The sequence below is a fragment of the Marinobacter sp. F4206 genome (assembly GCF_019392195.1).
In the GTDB taxonomy this organism is placed as follows: domain Bacteria; phylum Pseudomonadota; class Gammaproteobacteria; order Pseudomonadales; family Oleiphilaceae; genus Marinobacter.
The window spans coordinates 1,953,720-1,974,277 of record NZ_JAHXKI010000002.1; the positions used below are offsets into that span (position 1 = coordinate 1,953,720).

Genomic DNA, 20,558 nt, shown 5'->3' on the forward strand with positions numbered 1-20,558 from the left:
AGGATAGCCCAATGATCGATGTACAGCAGGCCGACGGCGTTCTCCACCTCGTGATCAACCGTCCGGACAAGAAGAACGCGCTGACCCGGACCATGTACGAGGCCCTGGCTCGCGCTGTGAGCGCTGCCAACGAGGATGAACGGGTCAGTGCCATTGTTATTTCCGGGGCCGGGGCGGTGTTCACCGCCGGTAACGATCTGGATGATTTTCGCGCCCGCGCCACGGATGACAACCCCAGGCCGTCGGCGGGACTGGCCTTCATCGAAACCCTGATGAACTGCGATATCCCGGTAATTGCCGCCGTTGAAGGGCTGGCCATCGGTATCGGCACCACCATGCTGCTGCATTGCGATACCGTAATCTCGGCCCGCAGCGCCACCTACAAGACCGCGTTCGTTGATCTGGGACTGGTGCCCGAAGCGGCTTCGACGGTGACCATGACGCTGCATCTGGGGGCTCGTCGGGCGGCGGACCTGTTGCTGTTGGGTGAGGTCCTCAAGGGGGACGAGGCGCGGGAGTGCGGGCTGGCCAGCCGGGTGGTGGAGGATGGCGCCGCCGTAGCTGAAGCGCTGGCGCTGGCCCGACGACTCGCCGGCAAGCCGCGGGAGGCGCTGCGCGCCAGCAAACGCCTGATGCGAGCGCCCTGGCGTGACCAGATCAAGGCGGCGCTGGAACGGGAGCGGGCAGTATTCTCCGAGCGGCTCCGGTCGGAAGACTGCCGGGCAGCACTGGATCGACTGGCCCGCCGGTGAACGTCAGTGCGTGTTCCTGTCCCAGTAAGGGGCGCGCAGCTCCCGTTTGAGCACCTTGCCGATGGTTGATCGTGGCAGATCGTCCCGGAACTCGATGCGGGCCAAGCGCTGGGACTTGCCCAGCCGCTCATTGGCCCAGTCGAGGATCGCGGTCTCGCTGTCGGTATACCAGGGGTGTCGAACCACCAGCCCCAGCGGGGTCTCGCCCCAGTGTTCGCTGGGTATCCCGATCACCGCGACATCGGCCACCGCCGGGTGGGCCAGCAGAGTCTTCTCCAGGTCCACCGCGTAGATATTAAAACCGCCGGAAATGATCATGTCCTTGCGGCGATCGAGAATGTAGACGAAGCCATCCTCGTCAATGCGCCCCATATCGCCGCTCCGGTAGAAAACCTCACCTTCCGGGCTGGTCCACAGCATCTCTTGCGTCTGTTCCGGCCGGTTGACGTAACCGCGCATCATGGAAATGGCACGCCCGACGATTTCACCAACCTCGCCTTGCCCCAGCTCCCGGCCGCTGTCGTCAATCACCCGCACCTCGGCACCCTCGGTAGGTGTGCCGACCGATTCCCACTTGTCCGGGTGGGCGGCGCAGTCCAGGCAGGTTGAAATACCGCCTTCGGTCAGGCCGTAGACCTCCCGGATGTTGCCGGGCCAGCGGGCCATGGCGTCGGCGATGACGTCGGCCCGCAAGGGCGCACTGGTGCAGAGCTTGAGCTTGTAGCTGGACAGGTCGAAGCGGTCGAACTCCGGCTCGGCCAGGATGCGCTGGTACTGGACCGGGACCAGCATGGCGTGGGTGACCCGGTGCTGCTCCGACAGTTCAAGGAACCGATGCGCGTTGAATTTCGCCATCAGGATCAGAGTGCCGCCGAAGAACAGGGTGGGTAGCACCGACACCAGCGTGGTATTGGAATACAGCGGGGTGGAAACCAGGTTGATGGCGTCGCCGTCCAGCCCGAACCGGCTCATGCGCAGGATCTGGCGCTGGCGAAAGCGGTAGTCGTGCAGGATGCCCTTGGGCGTGCCGGTGGTCCCGGAGCTGTAGATGATATTGAAGGGATCGTCTAGCGTGACTGGCGCGGGTACAGGGGTTGCAGAGGCGCCGTCCAGCCAGTCGTTGAGGCCGGGGCCGATGCCCTCACCGTTGCCGTAGAGGGCCAGAATGCGACTGTCGTCCAGGCTCGTCAGCCGGGACCGAAAGGCCGATAACAGCTCGGCATTTGTGGGGGAGACGAACAGGAATCGGGCCCCGCAGTCCTCCAGCATCAGGGTCAGCGAGTCCGCACTGGCCATGCCGGACAGCGGCACCATACAACCGCCCGCCACCAACGTACCCAGGTACACAGCGACATAGTCCGCGCTGTTCTCGGACAGGGCTGCGACCGACTCGCCCGATTCGAGCCCGGCGTCCCTGAGGCGGTTGGCAATCCGGTTTACCCGGTCCATCAGGGCGCGCCAGCTGACGGTCTCCCGCTCGTCAATGAGCGCGGGTTGGTCGCCCCGGTGCAGGGCGTGCGTCTGAATCTGGTGTCCGATGGGGTTCAGGGCTTCCCCGTTTTCCGCAGGTGCATAGACGGGCATCGATTGCATGTTGTTTTTCATTTTCTGCCGCTCCGGTGCTACTGTGTTTTATCTAGTGAAATTACCTTTCGAATATATTGACTCAAAACCGGAAGGCGTGACAAATTAATGAGCAAGCTAAAACCGCCAAGACAAAAACAATGCAGACACATGAGGGGTAAGTGGCATGGCGCGTTTTGATAACCGGACGGCCATCGTGACCGGTGCCGGCAGCGGAATTGGTCGGGCAACCGCCCTGCGTCTGGCCCGGGAAGGGGCCCGCGTGGTGATGGCAGATACCTCCGAATCGGGATTGGTGGAAACCGAAAACAGCCTGCCCGAGGGCTCGGAATGCCTGCGCCGTGTGGTGGATGTCGCCGACGAAGCCCAGGTGGCGGCTCTTGTGGACGAGACCCTGGCCAGCTTCGGCAAGATCGATGTCCTGTGTAACATCGCCGGCATCGCCAGCACCACGGGCGGCCATCCGTCGGTGACCGGCAATACGCGCGAGGAGTGGGACAAGGTCCTGTCGGTGAACCTGGTGGGCACCATGCTGCTGATCAAGCACGTGGCGCCCCACATGCAGACTCGTAAGATCGGTTCGATCGTCAACACCGCGTCGGTGGCAGGCATCCGTTCCGGCGCCGGCGGTAATGCCTACAGCGCCTCCAAGGCTGGCGTGATCAATCTCACCATGACTTCGGCCTGCGATCTGGGCGGCGACAACGTGCGGGTGAACGCGGTGTGCCCCGGCCTGGTCGAGAGTGGCATGACCCGGGCCGTGTTTGACTACGCCCGCGCCAACGAGAAAGCCCACAAATTGGGCGCCCGCTGCGAACTTCGTCGCTACGGCGATCCCGAGGAAATAGCCGCCGCCATCCTGTTCCTTGCCAGTGATGATGCCAGTTACATCACCGGTCAGGCACTGCCGGTGGACGGTGGCAACACGGCATCACTTAATCTACCGGGGATGAAAGTCTGATGAGCGATCACAATTCCGAGTTCATCCATGGTTCCGAGCTGGCGGGCTTCCACAGTCTGCTGGGTTATCACCAGGCGGAATGGGTGGATGGCGAAGCGGTCATTGCGCTGGAACTCCAGCCCCGACACCTCAACCTGGGCGGCGTGATCCATGGCGGCGTCCTGACCTCGCTGCTGGATATTGCCATGGCCCAGGCCGGTACCTATTGCCCCTATCCCGGTCGAATGCGCAAGGCCATCACCCTGTCGCTGACCACCACGTTCACCGGCCAGTGTTCGAGCGGAACCATCCGCGTCACCGGACGCAAGCGCGCCGGGGGTACCCGGATATTCAACAGCACCGGTGAAGTCCACGATGAGCAGGGCAACCTGCTGGCCATCGCCGAAGGCACCTTCCGGATTCGCTCCGGCAGCGACAAGCCGGAAGGCGTCCCGATCTGATTTTCTGACAAGACCAACAAGAGGAAGCGGACATGTTTGAACTGTCTGACAAGGCGAAAGAACTGCAGGCGCAGTTGAACGAGTTCATGGATGCGTACATCTATCCGAACGAGCACAAGCACCATGAGCAGGTCGAACAGGCAGAGAACCGCTGGGCGCCGGTGCCGATCATTGAGGAACTCAAGGGCAAGGCGAAGGCCGCGGGCCTTTGGAACCTTTTCCTGCCGGAGAGTGAGTACGGCGCCGGGCTGACGAACTTCGAGTACGCCCACCTGTGCGAAATCATGGGGCGTTCGGAAATGGCGCCGGAAGTGTTCAACTGCTCCGCGCCGGACACCGGGAACATGGAAACCATCGCCCGCTACGGCAACGCCGAGCAGCAGGAGCAGTGGCTGAAGCCCCTGCTGGCCGGCGAGATCCGCTCCTGCTTCTCCATGACCGAGCCGGATGTCGCGTCGTCCGACGCCACCAATATTGCCTGCGAGATTCGTCGCGAAGGCGATGAGTACGTTATCAACGGTAAGAAATGGTGGTCGTCGGGCGCCATGACCACCACCAGCAAGATCGCCATTGTCATGGGCAAGACCGACCCGACTGCGGAAAAGCACAAGCAGCAGTCGATGATCCTGGTGCCGCTGGATACCCCGGGCGTGAAGATGATCCGCCCGTTGACGGTGTTTGGCTATGACCACGCGCCCCACGGCCACGCCGAGATCCATTACGACAACGTTCGGGTGCCGGCCAGCAACATGTTGCTGGGCGAAGGCCGCGGATTCGAGATTGCCCAGGGCCGACTTGGGCCGGGCCGCATCCACCATTGCATGCGCACCATCGGGGTGGCCGAGCGGGCCCTGGAGTTGATGTGCAAGCGCGCCAATGAGCGCGAGGCTTTCGGCAAGCCGTTGTCGAGCTTCGATTCCATTCGCAAGGATATCGCCCGCAGCCGCATTGAGATCGAGCAGGCCCGGCTGATGACCCTGAAGGCGGCGCACATGATGGACACCGTGGGTAACAAGGTGGCTCGTCAGGAAATTGCCATGATCAAGGTGATTGCGCCCAGCATGGCGCTGAAGGTGATCGACCGGGCCATTCAGGTGCACGGCGGCGCCGGTGTGAGTCAGGACACCTTCCTGGCGTCGGCCTGGGCCAAGGTGCGGACCCTGCGTCTGGCGGACGGGCCGGATGAGGTGCATCTGGATTCCGTGGCCAAGCTTGAGCTTCGCCAGTACCGCTAGTTTTGAGCAAGAGGATCGAATGATGAACAACCCGCTGTTTGATATGACCGGCAAGGTGGCCCTGATTACCGGCTCCACCAAGGGTATTGGCCGTTCCATCGCGGAAGAAATGGCCCGTCTGGGCGCGAAGGTCGTGATTTCCAGCCGCAAGGCCGAGGCCTGCGAGCAGGTGGCGAATGAGTTAAAAGAGCAGGGCTACGAGGCCCTCGCCATTCCCTGCCATGTCGGTAAGAAAGACGACCTGCAGAATCTCGTGGCAAAAACCAACGAAGCCTGGGGCGCCATCGACGTGCTCGTGTGCAACGCCGCCACCAACCCGGTTTACGGCCCAACGTCGGAAATGACCGACGAGGCCTGGGACAAGATCATGGACACCAACGTCAAGGGCACCTTCTGGCTCACCAACATGGTGCTGCCGCAGATGGCCGAGAAAGGTGAAGGTGCGGTGGTTCTGCTATCCAGTATCGCCGGCATCCGGGGTAACACCACTATTGGCACCTACGGCGTGTCCAAGGCGGCGGAAGCGGCCTTGGCCCGGAATCTGGCGGTGGAGTGGGGCCCGAAGGGCATCCGCATCAACAGCATTGCCCCCGGTCTGATCAAGACTGACTTTGCCAAGGCCTTGTGGGAAGACCCGGTGCGGGTCAAGCGGGCGGAAGACAAGACGCCGCTGCGCCGAATCGGCGACCCGGTCGACATTGCCGGGCTGGCGGTTTTTCTGTCCACCAGGGCCAGTGCCTATATCACTGGGCAGGTGATCGTCGCGGACGGTGGGGAAACCATTTGCTGAGGCAGATTCTCGTGCGTGGCGGTGGGCCGGTGGGAGGGGTGCCTTTCTTCCGGGAAAAAGAACTCGCTGCGCTCAGACACCTTTGTTCCCTGCACAAAGGCACCCTACCCGCCGTCCGCGGAACTCGGTGCGGGCTGCGGTACACAAAGATTGAAAAAGGCTGAGACGATGAGTATGGAGCCGGAGTTGGTGGACGTTCTGCCAGCGCACAAATTCGACGAAGCCGGGCTTTTGGTTTGGCTGCAAAAGGAGTTACCGGAGATTGGTAATCGGCTGGCGGTGAAACAGTTTCAGGGCGGCCAATCCAACCCCACGTTTCTGCTGGACACCGACAATGGCCGTTATGTCCTGCGCAAGAAACCACCCGGAAAGACGCTGCCCTCTGCCCACATGGTGGAGCGTGAGTACAAGGTGATGCGTGCATTGTCCGAGCACACCGACGTGCCGGTTCCGAAGGTTCGGGTGTTGTGTGAGGACAGCGACATCATTGGCACGCCGTTCTACGTCATGGACTTCATGGAAGGCCGGATTGTCAGCCATTCGGCCCTGCGGGCGCTGGACCGTCAGGAGCGAATGCCGGCCCATCTCTCTGCCATCGATACCCTGGCGAAACTGCATTCGGTGGATGTGAACGCGGTTGGTCTTGGTGATTTTGGTCGGCCCGAGGGTTACGTGGCCCGGCAGGTGTCGCGCTGGACCAAGCAATATCTGGCATCGAAGACTGACGATATGCCGGCCATGGACAAGCTGATGGCGTGGCTGTCGGAGAACCTCCCTGCCAACGATGAGTGCGCCATCGCCCATGGCGATTACCGGTTCGGCAACCTGATGTTGGCCCCGGATAAGCCCGAGGTGATTGCGATCCTGGACTGGGAACTGTCCACCCTCGGGCACCCGCTGGCGGATCTGGCCTATTACTGTCTTCCTTATTACCTGCCCTCGGACATGGAGGGTATGCGCGGCCTGCAAGGGGAAGACCTTGAGGCGCTGGGTATTCCCAGCGAGCAGGAAACCATCGCCCGCTACTGCGACCAGTCCGGACGCGACGGCATCGATGACTGGCATGTGTACCTGGCGTTCTCTCTGTTCCGTCTGGCCGCCATCCTGCAGGGTGTCTACAAGCGCGCCCTGGATGGCAACGCCGCGAACGCCAACGCGCTGGATGTGGGCAAACGTGCCAGCCTGCTCGCCCAGGTGGGCTGGAAAATTGCCAGCGAAGGAGCACAGCCATGACGGGTCCCATCGTTCAACGCATCCTGATCACCAACGACGACGGCATCAATGCCCCCGGGCTGGCGGTGCTGGAGGCGATTGCCGGCAACCTGGCCGAAGAGGTCTGGGTCGTGGCGCCGGAACACGATCGCAGCGGCGCCGGCCAGAGCATTTCCATTCACGATCCGCTGCGGGTCTATGAAACCGGCCCGAGGCGCTACGCGGTGTCCGGTACGCCGGCAGACTGCGTGCTTTATTCCCTGGCCAAGTGGTTTGAGGAGACGCCGCCGGACCTGGTGCTCTCCGGCGTCAACTGCGGAGCCAACATCAGTGATTCGGTGCAGTACTCCGGCACCGTGGGTGCGGTGCTCAGTGCCGTGCACATGAACATTCCCGCCATTGCCCTCAGCCAGGCGTTCCTGTCCCGGGAGGGTATCCAGTGGGCACCGGTGCAACAGTTCGGCGAGGCGGTTATCCGCAAGCTCTGGCAGCCGGACAGGGTGCGGGCCTGGAACGTCAACTTCCCGGCCTGCGACGCCAGTGACATTAGCCGGGCGACCTGGTGTCGGCAGTCCACCGGCTCGATTCAACGCGCCCGTCTGATGGCGGGGCGGGACGCCCGGAGCCTGCCTTATTGGTGGCTCGGTTTTGAACGCGACTCCCGCCACATCGTGGCGCCGGATGCCGACGTGACCGTGCTGCGGGACCGGGCCATTGCCATTACACCACTACGACACGAAGACCCCCTGCCAGGGGGCGCCAACGAATTCGATCTGTCCGCATTGGCGGCTGACTGATTAACCCTGGGGAGAACAACAACCATGTTCACACGCCATTACAAGGTCTGGCCGCACGAGCTGCCCAAGACCATGACCCTGCCGCAGACCAGCGTGTTCACCAATCTGGACATAACGGCCCGCCGGTACCCGGACCACACCGCGATCATTTTCTACGACGCACCGATCACCTATCGCCGGCTGCTGGATGAAGTCGAGGCCATGGCCGGCTACCTGCAGGCCCAGGGCGTGAAGAAAGGCGACCGGGTGCTGCTGTACATGCAGAACTCGCCGCAGTACGTGATTTCCTACTACGCCATCCTGCGTGCCGACGCAGTGGTGATTCCGGTCAACCCGATGAACCGCGCCGCGGAGCTTGAGCACTACATTGCCGACACCGGGGCCGCGGTGTGCCTTGCCGGCCAGGAACTGGCGGGATTCATTGCACCACTGCTCGAGGAAACCGATCTGGAGCAGGTGGTGGTGGCGTCCTACAGCACCTACATCAAACCCGACACCGATCTGGATCTGCCGGCGGAAGTAGCCGCTCTGCCCTGGTCTAAAGAACTCCCCGGTGTGGTGAGCTGGGAGTCGGCCATGGCGGCCGGGCATGTCCCGGGCGCCCATACGGCTACCCCGGACGACCTGGCGGTGATTCCCTACAGTTCTGGCACCACCGGCGCACCCAAGGGTTGCATGCATACGCACCGCTCGGTGATGGCCACGGCGGTCCACCGGGTGTTCTGGAACCTGAGCACCCCGGACAGTGTGCAGTTGGCCACCCTGCCGTTTTTCCACGTGACCGGGATGACCGGCTCCATGAACGGCCCCATTTTCAGTGGCTCGACCTCGGTGATCATGACCCGATGGGAGCGCACCACGGCAGCGAAACTCATTGAGCGGTACAGCGTCACCGGCTGGACCAACATCGTGACCATGGCGGTGGATTTCCTGTCCAATCCGGACATCGGCCAGTACGACCTCTCCAGCCTCAACATGATCGGGGGTGGTGGCGCCGCCATGCCGGTCGCGGTGGCCGAAAAACTGAAAGCGATGACCGGACTGGACTACATCGAAGGCTATGGCCTGTCCGAGACCATGGCGGCGACCCACATCAATCCGAATGCCCACCCCAAACCCCAGTGCCTGGGTATTCCGGTGTTCGACGTGGACAGCCGCATCATTGATGTGGACACCCTGGAAGAAAAGGCCCCGGGGGAGACTGGCGAGATTGTCTCCTGTGGCCCGCAGGTCACGATCGGGTACTGGAACCGCCCGGCGGAAACCGAGGCGGCCTTTGTCGAGATCGACGGCAAGCGTTTCTTCCGTACCGGAGACCTCGGTTACTACGACGAGAACGGCTATTTCTTCATGGTCGATCGGGTCAAGCGGATGATCAACGCCTCGGGCTTCAAGGTCTGGCCGTCCGAGGTGGAAGGACTGATGTACCGGCACCCGGCCATCCACGAGGTGTGCATCATTTCCTCGCCCGATCCCAAGCGGGGCGAGACCGTGAAGGCCTGCATCGTGCTGACCCCGGAGGCGGACGGCAAGACCTCTGTCGAGGACATCACCGGGTGGTGCAAGGATCAGATGGCGGCCTACAAGGTACCCACGCTCGTGGAGTTTGTGGAGGCGCTGCCGAAGTCGCCCACCGGCAAGCTGATGTGGCGGGCCCTTCAGGAGCAGGAGTGGAATGAAAGCGCCTGAAGATGGCTAAAACAGAGTTAAATAAATCGCAGAGCGAAACTAGATTTTAAATAATTGACAACTGAGACGATCGGTGTAATTGTTTCATTCAAGCCGCAGGGCAGTCATGCCCTGCAGAACTGAGCCCAACGATTTCCGATAAAAACAAACAACGGAGGGGCAGAATTGAACCTTTTCCTGCAGCAAGTCATCAACGGGTTAACCCTGGGGAGTATCTACGGTCTCGTAGCCCTGGGCCTGACCCTGGTCTACGGAATACTCCACATTCCGAACTTTGCACACGGCGCGCTCTACATGGTCGGTGCCTTCATGTCCTACTTCTTCATGGTCGATCTGGGGGTCCATTACTGGCTGGCCATGGCCGGGTCTGCGGCCGTCATCGCGATCCTGGGGATTCTCTGTGAGCGGCTGGTGTTTCACCCCCTGAGGCACTCGCCCCCGATCCACGACAAGATCGCCGCGATTGGCATCCTGCTGTTCCTGGAAGCGCTGGTTCAGATGTTCTGGGGCTCGGATTTCCGGCGCATGAGCTCGCCGTTCACCGGCATCATGAATTTTGACGGACTGATCATTCCGGAGCAGCGCCTGCTCATCATCGTCGGCGCCTTTGTGCTGGTGTTTGCCCTGCAGATGTTCCTGCGCAAGACCATGACCGGCGCCACCATCATTGCCATGGCCCAGAGCCGGGAAGGCGCGTTCCTGGTCGGTATCGACGCCAATCGGGTGGCGATGATGACCTTCGCAATATCCGGTGCCCTCGCCGCGGTGGCCGCCACCCTGTACGCGCCCATCAACCTGGTTTACCCGGCCATGGGGCACCTGGTCATCATGAAGGCCTTCGTGATCATCATCCTTGGCGGCATGGGCAGCATTCCCGGTGCCATTGCCGGCGGCATGATCATCGGGTTTGCCGAAGCCTTTGGCGGCTTCTACATCTCCACCGCCTACAAGGACATCATTGCCTTCGGCCTGCTGGTACTGATTCTCTCCATCCGCCCACAGGGCCTGTTCGCAAAGGGGGCGCACTGATCATGTTGTTCAAGCTTGGATCCCTGTTAATGACACCGGGCGCGAAACTGGCATTGCTGGTCTTTGCGATCGTGTTTCCCTTCCTCGCCAGTAATGAGTACCAGGTCTATGTGATGGCATCGGCCTTTGTCTGGGCCATCGCGGTATACGGCCTGAACATCATTACCGGGTTTTGCGGTCAGCTGAACCTGGCCCACGGTGGTTTCTTTGCCATTGGTGCCTACACCCTGGGCCTGCTCACGGCCGATGCCGGCTGGAGTTTCTGGCCCGCGTTTGTGGCCGCACTGCTGGTAACCGCCGTGCTGGGATTCTTCGTGGGCATCGTATCCCTGCGCCTGAAAGAGCACTACTTCGCTATTTTCACCCTGTGTGTGGGGTTCATCATTTACCTGCTGATCGACAAGTGGGAAGAGCTCACCCACGGGCCCATCGGGGTGCGTGACATTGCCGAACCCTATGGCTTTGGCCTGGTCGACTTCACCGAAACGACGCCTTTCTATTACCTGGTGCTGGCGTTCCTGGTGTTTGCCATCTGGTTCATGGGGCGGCTTTCCCGCTCCCTGCTGGGCCGGACCTTCATTGCCATCCGTAATGGTGACGAGCTGGCCCAGTCCCTGGGCATCAATCTGATGCGCAACAAGGTCCTGGCGTTCGTGCTGTCCACCACCTACGCCGGTCTGGCCGGTGCACTCTACGCGGGGATGGTGCGGTTTATCGGGCCGGAAGAGGCCAACATCGTGCACACCTTCGACATGATCACCTACCTGCTGGTGGGCGGCATCGGCACCATCACCGGGCCGCTGCTGGGGACCGTGGGTATCGTCTGGATCACCCAGTCGCTGCAGTTCCTGGAAGAGTACCGGATGATTATCTTTGGTCCGCTGCTGGTGCTGCTGGTGATCTTCTTCCCGCGCGGCATCACCGGATCCTTCCTGACCTGGATGCACCGGAAAGCGCAGGCCTTTGTACCGGAGAAGAAGCGCAGCGAGAGCAAAGTGACCACGACCCAGACCCGGGAGGCCGAGAACAATGCTTAAGGTAGAGCACCTGACGAAAATGTTTGGCGGCCTGGCCGCGGTAAACGATGTGTCCGTGGAGTTCGAGGCGGGCAAGATCAACGCGATCATCGGCCCTAACGGCGCCGGCAAGAGCACGTTTTTCAACCTGATTTCCGGCCTGCATCAACCTACCTCCGGCCGGATCCTTCTGGATGGCGAAGACGTGACCCGCATGCCCTGCGATCAGGTGGCGCGGCTCGGCGTCGGCCGGACCTTTCAGACCACCAACCTGTTCGAGCAGGCGACCGTTCTCGACAACCTGATTGTCGGTCATCGCCTGCGCACGAAATCCGGACTCTGGGACGTATTGATCAACAGCCGGCGTCTGCAACGCGAGGAGAAGGCGGCGCGGGACAAGGCCATGGAGGCCCTGGATTTTGTCGGACTGACCCGGGTGGCTGGCCAGTTCATCGCGGACATTACCCAGGAAGAGCGCAAGCGGGTGGCGTTCGCCCTGGCGCTGGCGACCGATCCCAAGATCGTGCTGCTGGACGAACCGGCTGCCGGGGTGAACCCCGAGGAAACCGAAGGCTTTGCCGCGCTCATGCGCAAGATGGTGAATAACGGCCTGACCGTGTGCCTGATCGAACACAAGATGGACATGATTATGAGCCTGGCGGACAAGATCATGGTGCTGGACCACGGCGAGAAGATTGCCGAGGGCACACCGGAGCAGGTTCGTAACAATCCGGTGGTGATCGAGGCCTACCTGGGAGGAGATGAAGATGCTGCAGCTTGAGAACGTTGATGTCTGCTACGGCAGCTTCAAGGCCCTGACCGACATCTCCATGACCGTGGACACCGGCGAGTTGGTGGTGCTGCTTGGCGCCAACGGGGCCGGCAAGACCAGCCTGTTCAACGGCATCAGCGGACTGGTTAAGCCCGCCGCCGGCGACATCCGCTTCGAGGACAAGAAACTCAACGGCATGAAGGCCAGCGCTATCGTCTCCAGCGGTGTCGTGCAGTGTGCCGAGGGCCGCAAGCTGTTTCCCCAGATGACGGTCCAGCAGAATCTGATGATGGGCGCCTATGTCCATCGGGGCGACCGGCACGGCAACCGGAAACGGCTGAACGAAGTGCTCGAACTGTTTCCGATCCTCGAGGACAAGGCCCAACAGCCGGCCGGTTCCCTGTCCGGGGGACAGCAGCAGATGGTCGCCATTGGCCGGGCCATGATGAGTCGTCCGCGCCTGCTGATGCTGGACGAACCGTCGCTTGGCCTGGCGCCACTGGTGGTCAAGCAGATGTTCGAGACCATCCGGCAGATCAACAGCCTGGGCACCACGGTGTTGCTGGCTGAGCAGAACGCCTTTGCGGCCCTCAAAATCGCCCACCGGGCTTATGTCATGGAAAACGGTCACCTCGTCATGGAGGGCGACCGGGAGGCCATGCTCGGCAATGAGCAGGTCCGCAAGGCCTATATCGGGGCCTGACGGCCCCGGCGAATGATTGACGAAGAGCGCAACCAACCAGGAGAAAACAATGAAAACAGTAAAAACACTGGGTAAAACTGTCGCAGCGGCAACCCTTGGCATGAGTCTCACCGCCGGTGCAGTAGCGGGTGAGGTCAATATCGGGTTTACCGGCCCACTCAGCGGCGGTGCCGCCCTGTATGGCGAAAACACCCTGTCCGGCCTGCGGATGGCGGCGGATGAAATCAACGCCGCCGGCGGGTTCGACCTGAAGGGCGAGAAAACCACCATCAATCTGGTCTCCCTGGACGACCGTTATTCTCCGGCCCAGGCTGCCACCAACGCCAAGCGCCTGAAGCAGGAGTCGAACGTACCGGCGATCTTTATTCCGCACTCCGGCGGTGTCTTTGCGTTGCAGGATTTCAATGAGAAGGACGATTTTCTGGTCATGGCCTACACCAGCGTGCCAACCGTGACGGAGAAGGGGAATTCCCTGACGGTGCGGATTCCGCCGACCTTCGACGGTTACGTCCGGGCGTTTACGGACTACGGGCTGGAAAATCTCGGCACCACTCTGGGCATGGCCGGTGCCACCCACGAGTACGCCAAGATCTGGGCGTCCATGATTGAAAAGGAGTGGACGGCCAAGGGCGGCAAGGTGGTCGCCAACAACCCGATGGACTACAACAAGTCCGCCGACTTCTTCACCGGTGTGAGCCGCATCATTGCCGAGGACCCGGACGTCATGTTCGTGGGTGGCGCCTCCGAGCCGACCGGCCTGGTGGTTCAGCAGGCCCGTCAGATGGGCTTCCAGGGCGGGTTCATCGTGATGGATCAGGCCAAGATTGACGAAGTGGCCGCTGTGGCCGGTGGGCTGGAGATGGTTGAAGGCGCGGTCGGAGTCGTGCCACTGAGCGTCTATGAGACCGAGGCGGCGCAGGACTTCATCAAACGCTACAAGGCCGAATACGGCAAGACCCCGGGTTCCGAAGCAGCCTACAACTACCTGGCCCTGCATGGCCTGGTGGAGGCGATGGATGCCACTGAGTCAACCGATCCCAAAGTGATCCGCGCGGCCCTTGGCGACGCCATGAAGAACATGGAGACCCGCAAGAACCCGTACGAGGTGACCAACGTCACCGACAAGGGCGGCTTTGTCACGGAAACCACCCTGGCGGTGGTGAAAGATGGCAAAATCGTTCAGGAAGAGATTGAGTAAGGCTTAAGGCCTTCTTCAGGGGCAGGTCATTGTCGATGGCCTGCCCCTTTTTCGTTGGTTTTCGACTCCAGAGGAATCGTTAGCATCATGAACAACCCTCCCAGCATTCTGATCGTTGGCGCCGGTGCCATTGGCAGTTTTTACGGCGCCATTCTCAAGCGCGCCGGCTGTCCGGTCAGCACAGTCCTGCGTTCCGAGTACGACCTAGTGAAAGCCCGGGGCATTCGCATCTCCAGCCCGCTCGGGGATTTGTCGTATCAGCCGGATCACGTTTACCGCGACGGCGATACGCCGGAGACGCCGCCGGATTACCTGATCCTGTGCGTCAAGGTGCTGCCAGGTCTCGATCGGGCGGAGCTGGTCCGGCCCTGGATGGGTCCGAACACCCGTCTGGTGCTGATCGAGAATGGCCTGGACATCGAGCGGGAGCTGGCCGAGGCCTTTCCGGACAACCCCATCATCAGTTGCCTGGCCTTCATCGCGGCCAGTCGCACCGAACCGGGCGTGGTGGAGCACAAGGCCTACGGCAAGCTGGTCATGGGGCGTTATCCCGAGGGTGTTGATGAGCACTGCCAGAACCTGGCCGAGCGTTTCATTGAGGGCGGGATCAAGGTGGACCTGACCGAAGCCGTGGTGGGGGAGCGCTGGCGCAAGTGCCTGTGGAATACACCGTTCAATCCGCTGTCGGTGATTGCCAATGGCGCTGACACCCGAACCATTCTGGACACCGAGGGGGGTGAGGCATTGATCCGGGCCATGATCGCCGAGGTCATGGCTGTGGCGGCGGCCGAAGGCTACCCCATGGACGAGTCGCTGATTGACCAGAACATCGAGGGTACCCGCAAGATGCCGCCCTACAAGAACAGCATGGCACTGGATTACCTCAACGATCGCCCCATCGAGCGGGATGCCGTGCTGGGCAATGTGGTGGCTATTGCCGAGCGTCACGGCATTGCCGTTCCACACCTGAATACCGTGTTGGTCACGCTGAAGATGCGGGCGGCACTGGAAGGCCGGGCCTGACGGCCCGGTCAACCGGTCAGACCACGTACATTACCAGGTTTTCCGCGACGCACGCGGGCTTGTCCTCGCCCTTGATCTCTACCGTGGTGAGGTAGCTGGCCATATAACGGTGCTCATCCACCTGGTTCACGTCGAGCAGCTGGACCTTGGTGCGGATATCCGATCCGGACTTGACCGCAGATGGAAAGCGCAACTTGTTCAGGCCATAGTTGATGGTTGCCGTGGGCCCGATCACCTTGAGGGCCTGGGGGTTCAGCCGTGATATCAGTGACACGGTCAGATAGCCATGGGCAATCGGACTTTTCCAGGGTGATTCCCTTTTTGCCCGTTCGACATCGAGGTGAATCCATTGGTGGTCGCCCGTGGCGTCAGCGAACGCTTTAATCATGTCCTGAGTAACGGTCAACCAGGGGCTGTGACTGACAAGCGTGCCTTTTTGATCAGCCAGTTCTTCCAGTTTGACTTCAATCATCTTTTTTCCCCTTAAACCGCGTAGCCCGGGTTTTTGCTGTCGAGCAGGCGCAACAGTGCGGGCCAGGTGAGTTTGGCGGCGGCGCCCAGATTCTGCGATTGCTCGGCGGTGGTCTGCACCGCCTGTTCCGACGGCATCCAGGTGGGGCCGCAGCTTTGCGCCTTGACCTGGATTTCGCAGGCCTTCATCAGGAAGTACAGGTAGGTGAAGGTTTCCGGTACGGTCTCGCCGGCGGTCAGAACCCCATGGTTGCGCAACAGCATCATCGACTTGTCCCCCAGATCCCGGATCAGCCGTTCGCGCTCGTCCAGATTCAGGGCGACCCCCTCGTAATCATGGTAGCTGAGGTGGTCCAGGCACAGCATGGCGGTCTGGCTCAGGGGCAGCAGGCCGTCCCGGTGCGCTGATACCGCCACGCCATCGGCCGCGTGCAGATGCATGACCGCGCCGGCGTCCTCGCGCCCCATGTGGACGGCGCTGTGAATGGTAAACCCGGCCGGATTGACCCGGCCCAGTCCACCCGCTGCCACCACCTGGCCTTCGCGATCCACCTTCACCAGCGATGACGCGGTGATTTCGTGGAACAGCAGGCCGTAGGGGTTGATCAGGAAATGATGGTCAGGACCGGGCACCCGGGCCGACAGGTGGGTGAAGACCAGGTCGTCCCAGCCGAACAGCGCAACCAGCCGGTAAGCGGCCGCCAGTTCGGTGCGCACCTGCCATTCGGCTTTGTTCAGCGACTCGGTGCTGGTGTGTTGGGTGTCTGTTGTCATTGTGATCACCTCGATTGGTGCAGAACCAAAAAAAGGGGGTGGCCTGAAGGGCACCCCCGAACGGGACCTCTGACTGGAAGGAGAGAGGTCCCAGGCTCACTATCGAACGGGGTTAGCTGGCCTGCAACAGGCTAGCGTACCGTTCCAGGTGGAAATCATCGTCGCCCAACTGATGGTTGATCATGATCAGCCGCTTGGCGTAATGGGCGAAGTTGTATTCCCAGGTCATGCCGATGCCGCCGTGGGACTGGATGCCGTTCTCGGAGATGAACTGGCCGCTGCGGCCAATCACATTTTTCGCCGCGGCCAGAACCCGGCGACGCTCATCGCTTTGCTCCGCGTCGGCCACACTGGCGGCCAGAATGGCCATGGAGCGCGCCTGTTCCAGTTCGGACATCATGTCCACCATGCGGTGCTGCAGAACCTGGAACTTGCCGATGGGCACGCCGAACTGCTTGCGCTGCTTCAGGTAATCGAGGGTCAGTTCGTTGGCCATCTCCATCACGCCCACGGCCTCGGCACACAGGGCCGCAATGGCGCGTCCGCTCTGGTACTCGATGACTTCGCCGGCCTCACCTTCGCCGCCCAGCAGGGCATCGGCACCGATCTCAACGTTGTTCAGGGTGATGTCGCAGCCCCTGGAGCCATCGACCGTCGGGTAGGTCCGGCGCTCGACACCGGCGGTCTCCGGGCTCAGCGCGAACAGGCTGATGCCGCTGGTCTCCCGGCTGTCACCGGCGGTGCGCGCGGACACCAGGATCAGGTCGGCACAGTGCCCGCCGATCACCACGGCCTTGCGACCGTTGAGCAGGTAGCCGTCGCCGGATTTCTCCGCACGGGTTTCCACATCGTTCAGGTTGTAGAAGCTCTGTGGCTCCTGCAGGGCCACCGCGGCCTTCAGTTCACCGCTGGCGATACCGGCCAGCCACTGCTCTTTCTGGCTGTCGTTGCCGGTGTGGGCAATCAGCCCGCCGCCCAGGATCACGGATTGCAGGTACGGCTCGAGGCAAAGGCCACGGCCCAGTTCGGTCATCACCGACTGGATCTCGACACCGCCGCCGCCAAAGCCACCGAGTTCCTCGGAGAAGGGCACGGCGGTCAGGCCCAGCTCGCTCAGCTGGTTCCAGAAATCCTCGCTGAACCCGGCTTCGGTTTCGCTGAATTCCAGGCGCTTCTCAAAACTGTATTCACCGCGCACCAGGCGCGCCACGGTGTCCTGCAGCATCTGCTGCTCTTCATTCAGTCGGAAATCCATGGTCGCCTCCTTAAAGCCCGAGAATCATTTTCGACACGATGTTCTTCTGGATCTCGTTGGACCCGCCGAAAATCGAGAGCTTGCGGTTGTTGAAGTACTGGGCCGAGAGCGGTGCGGCGTTCTCGTCCGACAGGAAGTCGCCGTCGTAATCCAGATCCAGCTCCTCCTCCACGAACGGAATGGCGTAGGGGCCAATGGCCCGGCGCGCCAGGTCATTGATGGACTGGCGGATTTCGGTGCCCTTGACCTTCAGCATGGAGCTTTCGGCGCCGGGAACGCCACCGCCCTCCACCGAGGCAATGATGCGCAGGTTGCTGATGGCGGCGGCGGTGAGATCGATCTCGACCTTGGCGATGCGCTGGCTGAAGGCGGGATCCTCGATCAGCGGGCGGCCATTCTTGATCCGACGGGACGCCAGCTGCTTCAGGTGCGACAGGGCGGCCTTGGACATGCCGATGCCGGCCAGGCCGGTCCGCTCGTAGGTGAGCAGGTATTTGGCGTAGGTCCAGCCCTTGTCTTCCTCGCCCACCAGGTTCTCCACCGGAACCTTCACGTCTTCGAAGAAAACCTCGTTCACTTCGTGCTCACCGTCCAGGGTGATGATCGGGCGCACCGTGATGCCCGGGGTGTTCATATCAATCAGCAGGAAGGAAATGCCTTCCTGGGCCTTGACCTCGGTGTTGGTGCGAACCAGGCAGAAAATCATGTTGGCGTGCTGGCCCAGAGTGGTCCAGGTCTTCTGGCCATTCACGACGTAGTGGTCACCGTCGCGCACGGCCCGGGTTTTCAACGAGGCGAGGTCAGAACCGGCGCCCGGCTCCGAATAGCCCTGGCACCACCAGTGTTCGCCGCTGAGGATGCGGGGCAGGTAGTGCTGCTTCTGTTCTTCGTTGCCGAATTTGATGATGACCGGCGCCACCATGTTGACCCCGAAGGGAATCGAACGGGGCACGCCGTAACGGCAGGACTCTTCATCCCAGATGTGTTTCTGTACCGGGGTCCATTTGACGCCGCCGTACTCCTCCGGCCAGTGGGTGGCATACCAGCCCTGGGCTACGAGAATCTTCTGCCACCGCTGATGGTCCTCTTTGGACAAGCGACGGAAGCCTTTCACTTTGGCGGCAATGTCCGCCGGCAGCTTCTCATCCAGGAACGCGCGCACTTCATTTCGGAAGGCAAGTTCCTCGGCCGTGTAGTTCATGTTCATGAGATAACCTCGTTTTGCATTACAGCGAAAATATATACCGCATAGCAGAATTACTCAATGATCCTTCACTCATCCATTGCCTGTCAACGACATTGAAACCATAAAACGCTAGGTAACCAATAATTCCATAAAAAAATGTTTACTACGGGTTGTCGATATAAAAACGTTTGTCTATAGTCGCTAACACGGAAGCTGGTACCGCTATGCGGAAATAAAAACAGACAAGATACCGCACTGCGAAACCTCATGGTTTAAAGAGCATCCCGCTGTACCGGCGCCGGAGAGTTCAATAACAAAGACACAATCAACTCCGTCAGAGGTTAGTTATGACAACAAGAACACCCTTCAAACCCCGTCCGCTTGTCCGGGCCGTAGCCCTTGCCGGTCTTCCCCTGATCACTCTTGCGTCTTCAGGTGCCTTCGCCCAAAGCGATGCCGAGCTGGATCAGCTTCGTGAGCGTGTGCAGATGCTCGAAAGCAAGCTGGAAGGCGCGGTCTCCACCGCCCCGGAACTGAGTGAGGACAACCCCTACATTCTGCGCGAAGGCGACGGCCTGAAAATCGGGGGCACCACCATCTCCTTCGGCGGCTTTATCAAGGCCGACATGATTTACGGCTCCAACGGAAATGGTCAGCTCAACACCTACTCCATCGGTCTGCCCCGCACCTTTGCGTCCGCTGCGGCGACCGAAAATGACTGGAAGGTCGGGTTCAGTGCCCGGGAGTCACGGTTCAGCTTCGGCACCTCCACCGAAGATGTGGCCGGGCACACCCTGCGTACCTATCTGGAAATGGATTTTCAGCAGGGCATTGGCGCACCGGGCAACGAAGTGGTTTCCAACAGCTACTCACCGCGTCTGCGCCAGGCCTACGGTAACTGGAATGGCTGGGAGTTTGGCCAGACCTACACCACCTTCAGTGATCTGGCCGCCATGCCGGAAATCCTGAATCAGGGCAAGCAGGCCGCCTTCATCTATACGGTTCAGCCGATGATTCGTTACAACATGGCCGTTCCCGGGGGCAAGCTGATGGTAGCGCTTGAGAACCCCGAAGATGGATTTGGTACCAACTCCTATGACGACCAGTCCTACCCCGATCTGACCGCCCGTTACCAGGTTCGAGGCAAGTACGGCTTCTACTCGGTAGCCGGCCTGCTGCGCAACCTTGAAGATGATGCCTCTGGTGAAACCGACGTGGCCGGCGCAGTGTCCTTAAGCGCTCGAATTCCAACCGTCGGCAAGGACGATATCCGTCTTCAATATAATTACGGCGCTCTCGGCCGCTACATGGGGCTGTTTACCTATCCGGACGTGGACCTGGCGGCCCAGGCCGGTGGTGAGGTGAAGGCACTGGATACCTACGGCGCGACCGCGGCCTACCGCCATTTCTGGTCGTCCGCATGGCGTTCCACGGTGTCCGTGTCGCACACCGAGATCGTGGATGATCTGACCGCGCCGCCGGCGGGTACCCTGAGTTACTTTGATTCCGCCACCTCGGCCCACGCGAACCTGCTCTGGTCCGCCCATCCCAACCTGACCCTGGGCCTGGAATACGCCTACTGGGACTTTGGCGAAATCGCGGGCAGTGGCAGCAATCAGTACGAGCAGGTGATGGCGTCTGCGAAGTTGAGCTTTTAATTGCTGCAAGAAC

General features: G+C 61.1%; 20 protein-coding genes. 15 read left to right on the plus strand and 5 right to left on the minus strand.

Translation table 11 applies throughout. The annotated features are described in order from the left end of the window. The first annotated feature begins 11 nt into the window (after positions 1-11). Positions 12-752 carry an enoyl-CoA hydratase/isomerase family protein gene (locus KZO34_RS11280; RefSeq protein ID WP_219476461.1) on the plus strand — a complete coding sequence of 247 codons (741 nt, stop codon included), beginning with the start codon at positions 12-14 and terminating at the stop codon, positions 750-752. A gap of 3 nt (positions 753-755) precedes the next feature. Here the strand turns inward: KZO34_RS11280 and KZO34_RS11285 are convergent, their stop codons facing one another. Then, complete coding sequence (locus tag KZO34_RS11285) at positions 756-2,357, minus strand: class I adenylate-forming enzyme family protein (RefSeq protein WP_219476463.1); 1,602 nt, start codon at positions 2,355-2,357, stop codon at positions 756-758. 145 nt (positions 2,358-2,502) lie between these two features. Between KZO34_RS11285 and KZO34_RS11290 the strand changes: the two genes are divergently transcribed. From KZO34_RS11290 to KZO34_RS11350, 13 genes are all read left to right on the plus strand, one after another. Continuing rightward, positions 2,503-3,297 (plus strand): SDR family NAD(P)-dependent oxidoreductase, encoded by a 795-nt coding sequence (locus KZO34_RS11290; protein ID WP_219476465.1) that lies wholly within the window; start codon positions 2,503-2,505, stop codon positions 3,295-3,297. Beyond that, on the plus strand, positions 3,297-3,737 hold the full coding sequence (locus tag KZO34_RS11295) for a PaaI family thioesterase (RefSeq protein ID WP_219476467.1): 441 nt from the start codon (positions 3,297-3,299) through the stop codon (positions 3,735-3,737). Before KZO34_RS11290 ends, KZO34_RS11295 begins: the two co-directional genes overlap by 1 nt. Before the next feature lie 32 nt (positions 3,738-3,769). Beyond that, positions 3,770-4,972, plus strand: a complete 1,203-nt coding sequence (locus tag KZO34_RS11300; protein ID WP_219476470.1) for an acyl-CoA dehydrogenase family protein — start codon at positions 3,770-3,772, stop codon at positions 4,970-4,972. 22 nt (positions 4,973-4,994) lie between these two features. Next, a complete protein-coding gene (locus tag KZO34_RS11305) occupies positions 4,995-5,762 on the plus strand; it encodes an SDR family NAD(P)-dependent oxidoreductase (protein WP_219477292.1) in 768 nt (255 codons plus the stop codon). Between the two features lie 168 nt (positions 5,763-5,930). Continuing rightward, on the plus strand, positions 5,931-6,995 hold the full coding sequence (locus tag KZO34_RS11310; protein ID WP_219476472.1) for a phosphotransferase: 1,065 nt from the start codon (positions 5,931-5,933) through the stop codon (positions 6,993-6,995). After that, positions 6,992-7,771: a 5'/3'-nucleotidase SurE gene (surE, locus tag KZO34_RS11315; protein ID WP_219476473.1), complete on the plus strand. Its 780-nt coding sequence runs from the start codon at positions 6,992-6,994 to the stop codon at positions 7,769-7,771. The genes KZO34_RS11310 and surE overlap by 4 nt, the downstream gene beginning before the upstream one ends. Positions 7,772-7,795: 24 nt before the next feature. Further along, positions 7,796-9,460 carry a long-chain fatty acid--CoA ligase gene (locus KZO34_RS11320; protein WP_219476475.1) on the plus strand — a complete coding sequence of 555 codons (1,665 nt, stop codon included), beginning with the start codon at positions 7,796-7,798 and terminating at the stop codon, positions 9,458-9,460. 165 nt (positions 9,461-9,625) lie between these two features. Further along, the gene (locus KZO34_RS11325; protein WP_219476476.1) at positions 9,626-10,489 is read left to right on the plus strand and encodes a branched-chain amino acid ABC transporter permease; all 864 of its coding nucleotides are present in this window, start codon (positions 9,626-9,628) and stop codon (positions 10,487-10,489) included. A gap of 2 nt (positions 10,490-10,491) precedes the next feature. After that, the gene (locus KZO34_RS11330) at positions 10,492-11,526 is read left to right on the plus strand and encodes a branched-chain amino acid ABC transporter permease (RefSeq protein WP_219476478.1); all 1,035 of its coding nucleotides are present in this window, start codon (positions 10,492-10,494) and stop codon (positions 11,524-11,526) included. Beyond that, positions 11,519-12,286, plus strand: coding sequence for an ABC transporter ATP-binding protein (locus tag KZO34_RS11335; protein ID WP_219476479.1), 768 nt, complete (start codon positions 11,519-11,521; stop codon positions 12,284-12,286). Before KZO34_RS11330 ends, KZO34_RS11335 begins: the two co-directional genes overlap by 8 nt. Continuing rightward, the gene (locus tag KZO34_RS11340) at positions 12,273-12,980 is read left to right on the plus strand and encodes an ABC transporter ATP-binding protein (RefSeq protein ID WP_219476480.1); all 708 of its coding nucleotides are present in this window, start codon (positions 12,273-12,275) and stop codon (positions 12,978-12,980) included. Before KZO34_RS11335 ends, KZO34_RS11340 begins: the two co-directional genes overlap by 14 nt. A gap of 49 nt (positions 12,981-13,029) precedes the next feature. After that, positions 13,030-14,178, plus strand: coding sequence for an ABC transporter substrate-binding protein (locus tag KZO34_RS11345; RefSeq protein ID WP_219476481.1), 1,149 nt, complete (start codon positions 13,030-13,032; stop codon positions 14,176-14,178). 87 nt (positions 14,179-14,265) lie between these two features. Further along, a complete protein-coding gene (locus KZO34_RS11350) occupies positions 14,266-15,201 on the plus strand; it encodes a ketopantoate reductase family protein (protein ID WP_219476482.1) in 936 nt (311 codons plus the stop codon). 16 nt (positions 15,202-15,217) lie between these two features. On the opposite strand, the gene KZO34_RS11355 is transcribed toward KZO34_RS11350, so the two are convergent. The 4 genes from KZO34_RS11355 to KZO34_RS11370 all read right to left on the minus strand — a co-directional run bounded on the left by KZO34_RS11355 (position 15,218) and on the right by KZO34_RS11370 (position 18,908). After that, entirely contained in the window at positions 15,218-15,673 is a 456-nt protein-coding gene (locus KZO34_RS11355) for a MaoC family dehydratase (RefSeq protein ID WP_219476483.1), read from the minus strand. Between the two features lie 11 nt (positions 15,674-15,684). Beyond that, positions 15,685-16,446 (minus strand): class II aldolase/adducin family protein, encoded by a 762-nt coding sequence (locus KZO34_RS11360; protein WP_219476484.1) that lies wholly within the window; start codon positions 16,444-16,446, stop codon positions 15,685-15,687. A gap of 112 nt (positions 16,447-16,558) precedes the next feature. Continuing rightward, positions 16,559-17,701 carry an acyl-CoA dehydrogenase family protein gene (locus KZO34_RS11365; RefSeq protein WP_219476485.1) on the minus strand — a complete coding sequence of 381 codons (1,143 nt, stop codon included), beginning with the start codon at positions 17,699-17,701 and terminating at the stop codon, positions 16,559-16,561. Between the two features lie 10 nt (positions 17,702-17,711). Continuing rightward, positions 17,712-18,908, minus strand: a complete 1,197-nt coding sequence (locus KZO34_RS11370; RefSeq protein WP_219476486.1) for an acyl-CoA dehydrogenase family protein — start codon at positions 18,906-18,908, stop codon at positions 17,712-17,714. Positions 18,909-19,234: 326 nt separating this feature from the next. Between KZO34_RS11370 and KZO34_RS11375 the strand changes: the two genes are divergently transcribed. Continuing rightward, positions 19,235-20,545, plus strand: coding sequence for a DcaP family trimeric outer membrane transporter (locus KZO34_RS11375; protein ID WP_219476487.1), 1,311 nt, complete (start codon positions 19,235-19,237; stop codon positions 20,543-20,545). The last annotated feature ends 13 nt before the right edge of the window (positions 20,546-20,558 follow it).

What these genes read in the sequence shown, in the direction of transcription:
- KZO34_RS11280 (WP_219476461.1), top strand. Translation starts at nt 12, where the DNA reads ATGATCGATGTACAGCAGGCCGACGGCGTTCTCCACCTCGTGATCAAC.
- KZO34_RS11285 (WP_219476463.1), bottom strand. Translation starts at nt 2,357, where the DNA reads ATGAAAAACAACATGCAATCGATGCCCGTCTATGCACCTGCGGAAAAC.
- KZO34_RS11290 (WP_219476465.1), top strand. Translation starts at nt 2,503, where the DNA reads ATGGCGCGTTTTGATAACCGGACGGCCATCGTGACCGGTGCCGGCAGC.
- KZO34_RS11295 (WP_219476467.1), top strand. Translation starts at nt 3,297, where the DNA reads ATGAGCGATCACAATTCCGAGTTCATCCATGGTTCCGAGCTGGCGGGC.
- KZO34_RS11300 (WP_219476470.1), top strand. Translation starts at nt 3,770, where the DNA reads ATGTTTGAACTGTCTGACAAGGCGAAAGAACTGCAGGCGCAGTTGAAC.
- KZO34_RS11305 (WP_219477292.1), top strand. Translation starts at nt 4,995, where the DNA reads ATGAACAACCCGCTGTTTGATATGACCGGCAAGGTGGCCCTGATTACC.
- KZO34_RS11310 (WP_219476472.1), top strand. Translation starts at nt 5,931, where the DNA reads ATGAGTATGGAGCCGGAGTTGGTGGACGTTCTGCCAGCGCACAAATTC.
- surE (WP_219476473.1), top strand. Translation starts at nt 6,992, where the DNA reads ATGACGGGTCCCATCGTTCAACGCATCCTGATCACCAACGACGACGGC.
- KZO34_RS11320 (WP_219476475.1), top strand. Translation starts at nt 7,796, where the DNA reads ATGTTCACACGCCATTACAAGGTCTGGCCGCACGAGCTGCCCAAGACC.
- KZO34_RS11330 (WP_219476478.1), top strand. Translation starts at nt 10,492, where the DNA reads ATGTTGTTCAAGCTTGGATCCCTGTTAATGACACCGGGCGCGAAACTG.
- KZO34_RS11335 (WP_219476479.1), top strand. Translation starts at nt 11,519, where the DNA reads ATGCTTAAGGTAGAGCACCTGACGAAAATGTTTGGCGGCCTGGCCGCG.
- KZO34_RS11340 (WP_219476480.1), top strand. Translation starts at nt 12,273, where the DNA reads ATGCTGCAGCTTGAGAACGTTGATGTCTGCTACGGCAGCTTCAAGGCC.
- KZO34_RS11345 (WP_219476481.1), top strand. Translation starts at nt 13,030, where the DNA reads ATGAAAACAGTAAAAACACTGGGTAAAACTGTCGCAGCGGCAACCCTT.
- KZO34_RS11350 (WP_219476482.1), top strand. Translation starts at nt 14,266, where the DNA reads ATGAACAACCCTCCCAGCATTCTGATCGTTGGCGCCGGTGCCATTGGC.
- KZO34_RS11355 (WP_219476483.1), bottom strand. Translation starts at nt 15,673, where the DNA reads ATGATTGAAGTCAAACTGGAAGAACTGGCTGATCAAAAAGGCACGCTT.
- KZO34_RS11360 (WP_219476484.1), bottom strand. Translation starts at nt 16,446, where the DNA reads ATGACAACAGACACCCAACACACCAGCACCGAGTCGCTGAACAAAGCC.
- KZO34_RS11365 (WP_219476485.1), bottom strand. Translation starts at nt 17,701, where the DNA reads ATGGATTTCCGACTGAATGAAGAGCAGCAGATGCTGCAGGACACCGTG.
- KZO34_RS11370 (WP_219476486.1), bottom strand. Translation starts at nt 18,908, where the DNA reads ATGAACATGAACTACACGGCCGAGGAACTTGCCTTCCGAAATGAAGTG.
- KZO34_RS11375 (WP_219476487.1), top strand. Translation starts at nt 19,235, where the DNA reads ATGACAACAAGAACACCCTTCAAACCCCGTCCGCTTGTCCGGGCCGTA.